Below are 10,172 nucleotides of genomic sequence, written 5' to 3' on the forward strand. Positions count from 1 at the left end.
AAAAATAATTAAATTATGCTAAATTGTTAATTTTACTGCCAAAAACTGATTTTTTGTTAATGTTGTTTTGTAATTTTACATTTTAATTTTAAGTAATCTTAATACTTATTTACTATGAAATCAACAAGATTAGAACATGATTTTTTGGGCGAATTAGAAATCCCAAATAATGTGTATTACGGCGTACAAACTTTCAGAGCTGTTGAAAATTTTAATATAACAGGAATTCCTATTTCTAAAGAACCTTTGTTTATCAAAGCCCTTGGGTATGTTAAAAAAGCGGCTGCTTTGGCCAATAAAGATTGTGGTGTCTTAGACGCAAAAATTGTTGAGGCAATTTGTTATGCCAGCGATCAATTGATAGCAGGTAAATTTGATAAAGAATTTGTTAGTGATTTGATTCAAGGCGGGGCAGGAACCTCTGTAAATATGAATGCTAATGAGGTAATTGCGAATATTGGTTTAGAGTATTTAGGTCATAAAAAGGGCGAATACCAATTTTTACATCCAAACAATCATGTGAATTGTTCTCAATCTACCAATGATGCCTATCCATCAGCCTTTCGTATAGCTTTATATCTTAAAATGGAAAGTTTTATAGCATCACTTTCGGAACTTGAAAAAGCATTTACTGAAAAAGGAAAAGAATTCAATAGTGTCTTAAAAATGGGACGTACACAATTGCAAGATGCTGTTCCAATGACACTTGGTCAAGAGTTTCATGCTTATGCAACTACTATTTCTGAAGATATCAAACGCTTAAAAGAAGCCCAAAGCTTAGTACTTGAAATCAATATGGGCGCCACTGCTATTGGTACTAAAGTAAATGCACCAGAAGGGTATCCTGAAATTTGTGTCAACTACCTTGCTAAAGAAGTTGGGATTCCGTTATCGTTATCTCCTGATTTAATTGAAGCTACTGTAGATACGGGGGCTTATGTTCAAATCATGGGAACTATGAAAAGAACGGCGGTGAAAGTTTCCAAAATTTGTAATGACTTACGATTATTAAGCTCAGGGCCAAGAACAGGTTTTAATGAAATCAATTTGCCTGCAAGACAACCCGGATCTTCTATTATGCCCGGTAAAGTAAATCCAGTAATTCCAGAGGTGGTGAACCAAACTTGTTTTTATGTTATTGGTCAAGACTTAACGGTTACTATGGCGGCTGAAGCGGGTCAATTACAATTAAATGTCATGGAACCTGTTATAGCTTTCGCGATGTTTACCTCTTTAGATTACTTAACCAAAGCCATACATACCTTAATTGACAAGTGTATTGTAGGAATTACAGCCAACGAAAAACACTGTTATGATTTGGTAATGAATAGTATTGGTATAGTAACGCAACTGAATCCAATTTTAGGTTATGAAGAGAGTGCAAGTATTGCCGGAGAAGCCCTAAAAACTGGTAAAAGTGTTCATGAAATAGCTGTGGTAGAAAGGAAAGTTATTTCTCAAGCCAAATGGGACGAAATCTATGCCATTGAGAATTTGATTAATCCAAGATTTATCAATGCATAAGCCTTTAAAAAAGTGTGCCAAATAAAATTTATTATGATGAAGAAAATTATGTCAATGCTTACCGTTGTCTTAGTAGTTTTTTCTACTTCGGTACAAGCTCAAAAAAATACGAATAAAATTGCGCCAAGAATTATTATTCTTGCTACAGGTGGTACCATTGCTGGTTCTGGAGAATCGGCCACTAAAGCAGCATATACTGCTGGTAAAGTGCCTGTAGATGATTTGCTAAATGCGGTACCCGATATTCACAAATATGGTAAAATATCCGGTGAACAAGTAGCGCAAATCGGTAGTCAAGATATGAATGTGGTAACTTGGTTAAAATTAGCTAAAAGAATCAATCAAATCTTTAAAGACAATTTAGCCGATGCAGTAGTGGTCACCCACGGAACGGATACCCAAGGAGAAACGGCTTACTTTCTAGATTTAACAGTAATGTCTGACAAACCAGTTGTTTTAGTTGGAGCCATGCGTCCTTCCACTGCGATGAGTCAAGACGGCAATCGAAATTTATTAGATGCTGTAATGGTTGCTGCAGATCCTAAAAGTCAAGGAAAAGGGGTTATCGTAGCGATGGATGAAAAAGTATTTGATGCTAGAGATGTGACCAAAACCAGTACTACTAATTTAGAGACCTTCCGGTCTACCAATTTTGGTCCAATTGGTTTGATCTATGATGGTAAAGTGAGTTACTACTATCAGTCTTTACGTAATCCTTCCAAAAAATTTGATGTTTCAAAATTAAATGAACTTCCAAAAGTAGAAATTGTTTACGGCTATGCGGATGCTAGTCCAGAAACAGTGTCTAATTTAAGTACGATTCCTGGTTTAAAAGGATTAGTATATGCCGGAATGGGGAATGGAAATTTTGGAGAGCCAGTAGGAAAGGCGTTGGCTAACGCATCCAAAAACGGCATCGTTGTCTGCCGTTCTGCAAGAGCTAGCGCAGGAAGAATTACATTGGAAAATGAAGTAAATGATGCCGAGCTTGGTTTTGTGGTAGCTGATGATTTGAATCCACAAAAAGCAAGAGTTTTATTAATGTTATCCTTAACGGAGACTGCTGATAGAACTAAAATTCAACAAAATTTCTTTGAGTACTAGTTTTAAAACAGTAGGAACAAATACAAAAAACAGCGCTTATGTTTTGGATAGAGTTTAGTATTCTCATTGCCATGATTCTGATAGGATCACAAATGAAAGGAATTGGTCTTGGTGTGATGGGTATGGTGGGGTTGCTTATTTTTATTTTGGTTTTCCATATGAGGCCTACTAATCCACCTTTGGATGTTATGCTTATCATTATGGCTATAGTAACTACTGCAGCCACGCTCCAAGCCTCTGGGGGATTGGATTATTTAGTACAATTGGCCGAGAAAATCATTAAAAAGAATCCTTCAAACATCACTTTTATTGCTCCTTTTACGGTGTTTTTTCTTTGTTTGTTTGCAGGTACGGCGCATATTGTTTACTCATTGCTGCCTATTATTTCTGAAGTAGCCGCTAAAAAACGCATACGACCAGAAAGACCATTGAGTATTTCTGTTATTGCCTCTCACTTAGCAATAACGGGGAGCCCTATGAGTGCAGCTACGGCCGCATTGGTTGTGGTTCTGGGATATCCCGGAGCTTTGCTTGACGTAATGATGGTCTGTATTCCAGCTTGTATTATCGGGTTAACGGTTGGCTGTTTTTCTGTATACAAAAAAGGAGTTGAATTGGTCAATGATCCCATTTTTATCGAGAAAATGAAAGATCCTGATTTTGCAGCTAGTTTGGATAATGATGAAGTTGCAGTTCAGAAAGAATTAAAACCAGGAGCGAAAACCGCGGTACTAATTTTTTCAATCGCTATTTTATTGATAGTAATTGCAGGAGCTTTTCCTGATTTGGTTCCTCAATTTGAGGCCGGTGCTAAAACGCTTGCTGTAAACGAAAAAGGCTCACTAACTATGGTAACAATTATCGGAGTGGTTACGTTATCCGCTTCAGCTGCTATGATGTTGATTACCAAAACAAGTGCTGCCGAGGTGACCAAGATGAGTTTGTTTACTTCTATGGCTTCTGCAGTAGTGTCGGTTTTTGGTGTAGTTTGGATGAGTTCTACTTTTATGGGGCATAATTCAGTATTGATTCAGGATGTTTTAGGTGGCGTGGTAAAAGAGTATCCGTGGTCCTTTTCAATAGCTGTTTTTGCACTAGGTGTTTTGATGTTTAGTCAAGCAGCAACCACTAAAACAATGATGCCGTTAGGATTAGCATTAGGCTTACCTCCTGGAGCGCTGATGGCTATTTTTCCGGCGGTTAATAGTGACTTTGTTTTGCCAGGGTATCCAACGCTTTTAGCAGCGATTAACTTTGATAGAACAGGAAGTACTAAAATTGGTAAATATGTAGTCAACCATAGTTTCATGGTGCCCGGTGTAGTAGCTATTGCGGTAGCCATTGCTGTTGGGTTTTTAATTGGCTCATTTATTCTTTAAAATTATAATAGATGAAAAAAATATTTTTTTTACTATTGGTTTGTCTTTGTTTCAATACTAGTTTTAGTCAAGAGAAGCAAACCAATGAAGGGGTACTTACAAATCGAGATACTATAAAATCATTAATTCCTGTAAAAAAACAATCTTTGTTAAGGGATGTGGATGTCATTTTTAATACACGTATGGCTTTCAATAATTATTTTCAAGACGGAAGTCATTCTTTGTCTAAATTCAACTTCGATCAACTTCGCCTTGAAATCAAAGGAAAAATACATGATAAGGTTTCTTTTCGATTTAGAGATCGCTACACTAGAGAACCCATTCCGGGTAATTTAGATAACATCAGTCGCTCAGTAGATATGGCTTTTATTAAAGTTGATCTTTCACCTAGAACGAATTTAACGGTGGGGAAAATGTGTGCTGATTGGGGAGGTTATGAATTTGATTTCAACCCAATTGACATCCTTACCTATAATGATATTATCGAAAATGCTGATAACTTTTTAGTGGGTGTTGGTGTGGCTCACACTTTTGCAGATCAAAAAAATTCCTTATCTTTTCAGGTATTAAATTCAAGAACAAAAACGTTCCAAGAGCAATATGGAGCCACAATTCCTCCTGGCATTGAGGCTTCAAAGGCTCCACTAGCTTTTGTGGCCAATTGGCGTGGAAGTTTTTTTAATGGGAAATTTGAAACTACCTACAGCTATAGCTTTTTTAATGAAGCTAAAAACACGAATATGAATTATATTGCTTTGGGAAATAAATTTTCTGCTAAAAATTTTGTTTTATACTACGATTTCCAGTATAGCAAAGAAAAGCTTGATCGTAAAGGGATTATTTCCAATATCATCAGTAGTCAATACCAATATGCTGCTCAAGATGCACTTTATATTGAAAACTGGTTAAGAGCAGAATATTTGGTGAATCCAAAATTGAATTTAATGTTGACGGTAATGAATAGTAATCATTCATGGGAAAGCAATCCAGATCCTAAGGGTTCTTCTAAAATGTCTAGTAGTTATGGGATTATTCCAACCGTTCAATATATGCCTTTTAAAGATTTGAACGTTAGATTTTACCTCGCTTACACTGCAAGAAAATTTAATTATACAAAATATGCAGAAACTACATTTGGAGTAAAGGATTATAGTACAGGACTGTTAAGTCTTGGATTTGTTGCTCCATTATTGGTACTTTAATTTTTAAAATGGAATAGTATGGGAGAATTAACTGGTTATGACATTTTGCGTAATCCAAAGCTCAATAAAGGAACCGCTTTTTCGCTTGAAGAAAGAGAAAAGTATGCTTTAGTTGGATTGTTACCGGAGGCTGTAGAGACTCTAGATATTCATGTTGAACGCGTTTTAGAGCAATTAAGTAAATTGGAAAAACCAATTAATCAATACATTTTTTTGATGCAATTGCTTGAAAATAATGAACGATTGTTTTTTAAAACGGTTTCCACAGCACCCAAAAAATTCTTGCCCATAGTGTATACGCCGACAGTGGGAGAGGCTTGTCAAAAATTCGGACAAGTTTCCAGAAGGCCTCGTGGTATGTATATTTCGATCAAACAAAAAGACCATATTAAAGAAATTCTTAGAACTTGGCCAGAAGAAGATGTTCGTTTTACGGTGGTCACTGATGGAGGAAGAATTTTAGGTTTAGGGGATTTGGGAATTTATGGTATTGGTATTTCCATCGGGAAGTTGATACTTTATACCAGTTGTGGTGGGGTCCCACCTGAACATACCTTGCCAATAGTTCTTGATGTGGGGACGAATAATGAGGCGTTTTTAAACGATCCGTTGTATCCTGGCTTGAAATGTAAACGCATTAGAGGAAAAGAATTTGACGATTTTGTAGCTGCTTTTGTTCAGGCAATCAATGAAGTCTTTCCAAAAGTTTGTATTCAGTGGGAGGATTTTCCAGGCGTAGATGCAATTCGAATCCTAAATACATTCAAAAATAAAGTCAGTACTTTCAATGATGATATACAAGGAACAGCAGCTGTAGCCACTGCTGGTTTTATCTCTATTAGTCGATTAACCAAAACTGAATTTAAAAAACAAAGATTCTTGTTTTTAGGAGCAGGAGCTGCTGCTTTTGGAATTGCAGACATGTTGGTTAGTAAATTTGTGAAAGACGGTCTATCCAGAGAAGAAGCATTGCAGCATATATGGATGTTTGATATCAATGGGTTAATAATAGCAAAACGTACGGATTTGTTAGATCATCAATTGCAATTTGCACATGAAGGTACATCATGCACAAGTTTTGCAGAGGCTGTTCTTCAAGTTAAACCCACAGCGATTATCGGGGTGAGTACTGTTGGTGGGGCTTTTAATCAAGAAGTCATTGAAAACATGTCGTTAATCAATGAAGCGCCTATCATTTTTCCGTATTCCAACCCCACGACTCATTCCGAATGTACTGCTGAGCAAGCTTACCAATGGAGTAAAGGGAAGGCTATTTTTGCGAGTGGAAGTCCGTTTGAGCCTGTAGCATATGAAGGTAAAGTTTTTTATCCGGGCCAGGGTAACAATATTTACATTTTTCCAGCATTAGGTTTGGCTATTTTTGCCACTGAAGCCAAACGTATAACTGATGATTTATTACTTGTAGCTGCCGAAGCTGTAGCGGAACAAGTAAAATCAGAAGATTTTGAAAAAGGTTTGATTTATCCCAATATCTCAGACATACTTGAGGTGTCATTAAATGTTGCTATAAAAATCACAGAAGAAATTTTTGATTCAAATTTGGCAACTGTAGAACGACCAGACAACATTCGTGAGTTTATCAAAAGCAAAATGTACATTCCTACTTATTAACATCACGAGGCTTTTAATTTGCTGTATTGTATCTAACGTATTTTGATTTTTTTCTTGGGAGATTGTGATTTTTTTTACTTCAATTAAAAATCACAATCTTCTTATGTTTCCGCTATTTTCGACCTTTTTTTTTAAGTGGATATGGATGGACAGAAGAATACTTTCAAGTAAATGAATATTTAGGAGCAAATACTACCAAGATATCATTTCATCCTTATCTTTTTCATAACTGAATCGGAACGTTTTAATTAGTCATACTTATGGGCCATTAAATCGACCGCGGTCGATTGATCAATTGACCGCGGTCGATTATTGAATTGACCGCGGTCAATTAATCGTTTCATCCTGATGAGTTTTTTAGTTCATCAGGTTGGTTTTATATTTTGAACCTGATGAACTTCAATTTGATGCCTAGTTGATTTAAAAGATATAAGTTACTGCTTCAAAATAGTCCTTGAGTCATTACTTTTCTTAAAAGATTCGTTTCGCTACGAAGTATAATGCGGATTTTGGGTTTAAAAAATAATTTTATTTAAAATTCCATGCAAGGGTGACACCAAAAGCTACAGGTTTAATTTCAGCATCTTTATTAGTACTGTATAAGCCATTAGCTTTTCTATCGGAGGCTGATGTAGGGTTATAACTAATATAGGATTCATTCTTGTTTTGGTCTAAAATGCTACCATATCCATTTTCTAGAAACATGGCTGTATATAACGAATGCTTACTTCCCATATCAAATGTAAATCCTAACTCAAAAACACTCATTATAATTCCTTTGGTTTTATACTTTCCTGAGGAAGAATAATTGGTCTGACTACCAAAGCCATATTCTGGTAAATCATCAATAGTCAGATTTACATCTGGATAATAAGCGCTACCCTTTACATCATCGGCTGTTGCTTTAATTTTATAGTTTATGGGTAAAAAATATTTAGCTCCGGCTCTAAAATTAAAAGCAATGCCATTGTTATTATTTGATTTATACTGCACAAAAAGAGGGATTTGCAGAGCATGTAACGTTTGCCTTTCTCTGTAATTCTTAGTGGTAACGTTATAAACAAATGCTGAAGTTGAAGCGTCAACTTCAATATTAGTAAGAGTTGCAGAAGACTGAGACAAAGAAACTTCTTGTTTGTATTGTGAGAATTCTAGCCCTGAACCAATACCAAAATGAGTAGTTAAAGAGTAGATATAACCTGCTTTTACAGCTCCGCCTAGGCGATTACCCGTTTGTATACCAGCGATATCACTCTGAATATTCCCTATTCCAGACTGTATACCTACGTAAAACTGTGCTGTTATTCCGTTAGAAATTAAGAAAGCTATAGTTCCAATTATGTTTTTACTATTGAATTTCATAGATGTAAAATTTATTTTTTTAGTGTTACTTTAGGTTATGCTTCGCCAATTCGCTGCGTTCGGGTCGCCTTTTATTTATTGGTTTTTTGCTCACGCTAACTTGTTGTTAATGGTGATTTTAAACTGTTTTTTTTATTAGAATAATCCATCCCCATTCCTTACAAATGAGGAGGTCTTATTCAGTAAATTATTTTAATATTTTACTAAAAGGTTTTTAGTAAAATATTTACCATTTGTTAAGGTCATTTTTACAATATAAATTCCCTCAACGCTCGGAGCTATCATGTCAATAGTGTTTTTACCTGTATTTATAGTAGTTAACAAGTTTCCTGTTAAATTATAAAGCTCAACACGTGCATTTTGTAATTTGCTTGAACTAACGTTAGTAATCAATTGGAAACTCGCATTACTGCTAACAGGGTTTGGAACAATTCTTATGTACTCCTCTTCCGCTGATGGCGATAAAGTTAGCGAACAGGTGGTAATTACAGTTCCGTCTAATTTTGTTGCTATAGCATAATACGTTCCATTCAAGGTGCCATTTTCTTTGAAATATTGTGACGTTTGGTCTGGAACTAAAACTCCATTTTTATACCAGCTATACGATTTAAAACTCTTAGAGCTATTGTCAAAGAATATAATATTTTCAAATTGTTTTCTAATTAGGTTAGGCTGACTAATTACTACAGGTATAACTACAGTTGGAGCCGCATTGTAATTCATGTTGCCTGGTTGCGAGGCTGTTATGGTTGTTGATCCATAATTTTGGAAAAGTAATGAATTATTTGATATACTTGTAATGGCAGCATTAGATGAAGCATAATTTACTACTAAGCCACTAGTAGCAACTGCAGTCATAACAAGACTAGTTTCTCCATTACAACCTAATCCCAAAGTCTGATTCCAAGTAATTAACTGATCTGCTTTGGTTATAGTAAAATTGGAGCCACTATACATAATGGTATAATTTCCACCCGCACTTAATGAGCCTTGTGTTATAGCATAAACGCCCACGTTCTCTCCCGCAGCTCTAGTTAATGTTCCAGTAAATGCATCACCACTTACTAAATCAGGAGCAACAGTATAGGAGTAAATTGGATTTGCCGTTCCATATACTTTGGTTTGTGATGGAGTTGCTGTTACCGTAATAGGTTTGGCTGCGATAGCAAAATCATTGCTTACATAAGTAATAGTGTAATTCGTTCCAGCACTCAAACTTCCTTGATTAATAGCATAGTTTCCAATATTTTCCCCTGCCACTCTAGTTAATGTTCCAGCAAATGCATCACCACTTACTAAATCAGGAGCAACTGTATAGGAGTAAATTGGATTTGTAGTTCCATATATTTTGGTTTGTAAAGGAGTTGCTGTTACTGTAATAGGTTTGGCGGTGATAACAAAATCCTTACTTACATAAGTAATGTTATAATTAGAACCTGCACTTAAATTTCCTTGTGTAATGGCATAGTTTCCAATGTTTTCTCCTGCAACTCTAGTTAAAGCTCCTGTAAAGGCATCGCTACCTACCAAATTTGGTGAAACTGTATAAGCAAAAGCAGCATCTATTGCTCCATAAACTTTCGTTTGTGATGGAGTTGCCGTTACCGTAATAGGTTTGGCTGTGATAGCAAAATCATTGCTTACATAAGTAATAGTGTAATTCGTTCCAGCACTCAAACTTCCTTGATTAATAGCATGGTTTCCAATATTTTCCCCTGCCACTCTAGTTAATGTTCCAGCAAATGCATCACCACTTACTAAATCAGGAGCAACTGTATAAGCAAAGATAGGGTCTGACGTACCATAAACTTTGGTTTGCGATGGAGTTGCAGTCACCGTAATTGGTTTTGCGGTAATAGCAAAATCATTGCTTACATAAGTAATAGTATAATTAGAACCTGCGCTTAAGTCTCCTTGAGAAATGGTATAGTTTCCAATGTTTTCTCCAGCTACTCTTGTTAAAGTTCCA

General features: G+C 35.8%; 7 protein-coding genes. 5 read left to right on the plus strand and 2 right to left on the minus strand.

Annotation, left to right across the window (positions count from 1 at the left end):
• Positions 1–114 precede the first annotated feature (114 nt).
• Genes aspA through ACSVH7_RS13450 form a run of 5 tightly spaced genes read left to right on the plus strand, consistent with a single transcriptional unit; the run spans position 115 to position 6,841 of the window.
• Entirely contained in the window at positions 115–1,524 is a 1,410-nt protein-coding gene (aspA, locus tag ACSVH7_RS13430) for an aspartate ammonia-lyase (protein WP_438067207.1), read from the plus strand.
• 36 nt (positions 1,525–1,560) lie between these two features.
• A complete protein-coding gene (locus ACSVH7_RS13435; protein WP_438067218.1) occupies positions 1,561–2,628 on the plus strand; it encodes a type II asparaginase in 1,068 nt (355 codons plus the stop codon).
• A 38-nt stretch (positions 2,629–2,666) separates the two neighbouring features.
• Positions 2,667–4,007 carry an anaerobic C4-dicarboxylate transporter family protein gene (locus ACSVH7_RS13440; RefSeq protein WP_438067208.1) on the plus strand — a complete coding sequence of 447 codons (1,341 nt, stop codon included), beginning with the start codon at positions 2,667–2,669 and terminating at the stop codon, positions 4,005–4,007.
• Between the two features lie 11 nt (positions 4,008–4,018).
• Positions 4,019–5,209, plus strand: coding sequence for a porin (locus ACSVH7_RS13445; RefSeq protein WP_438067209.1), 1,191 nt, complete (start codon positions 4,019–4,021; stop codon positions 5,207–5,209).
• Between the two features lie 18 nt (positions 5,210–5,227).
• The gene (locus tag ACSVH7_RS13450; protein WP_438067210.1) at positions 5,228–6,841 is read left to right on the plus strand and encodes an NAD-dependent malic enzyme; all 1,614 of its coding nucleotides are present in this window, start codon (positions 5,228–5,230) and stop codon (positions 6,839–6,841) included.
• 528 nt (positions 6,842–7,369) lie between these two features.
• Here the strand turns inward: ACSVH7_RS13450 and ACSVH7_RS13455 are convergent.
• The gene (locus tag ACSVH7_RS13455; RefSeq protein ID WP_438067211.1) at positions 7,370–8,203 is read right to left on the minus strand and encodes an outer membrane beta-barrel protein; all 834 of its coding nucleotides are present in this window, start codon (positions 8,201–8,203) and stop codon (positions 7,370–7,372) included.
• Positions 8,204–8,395: 192 nt separating this feature from the next.
• On the minus strand, positions 8,396–10,172 hold a 1,777-nt coding region (locus ACSVH7_RS13460; RefSeq protein WP_438067212.1), incomplete at its 5' end, for an MBG domain-containing protein.

This window comes from Flavobacterium sp. TSSA_36 (assembly GCF_051547165.1).
In the GTDB taxonomy this organism is placed as follows: domain Bacteria; phylum Bacteroidota; class Bacteroidia; order Flavobacteriales; family Flavobacteriaceae; genus Flavobacterium.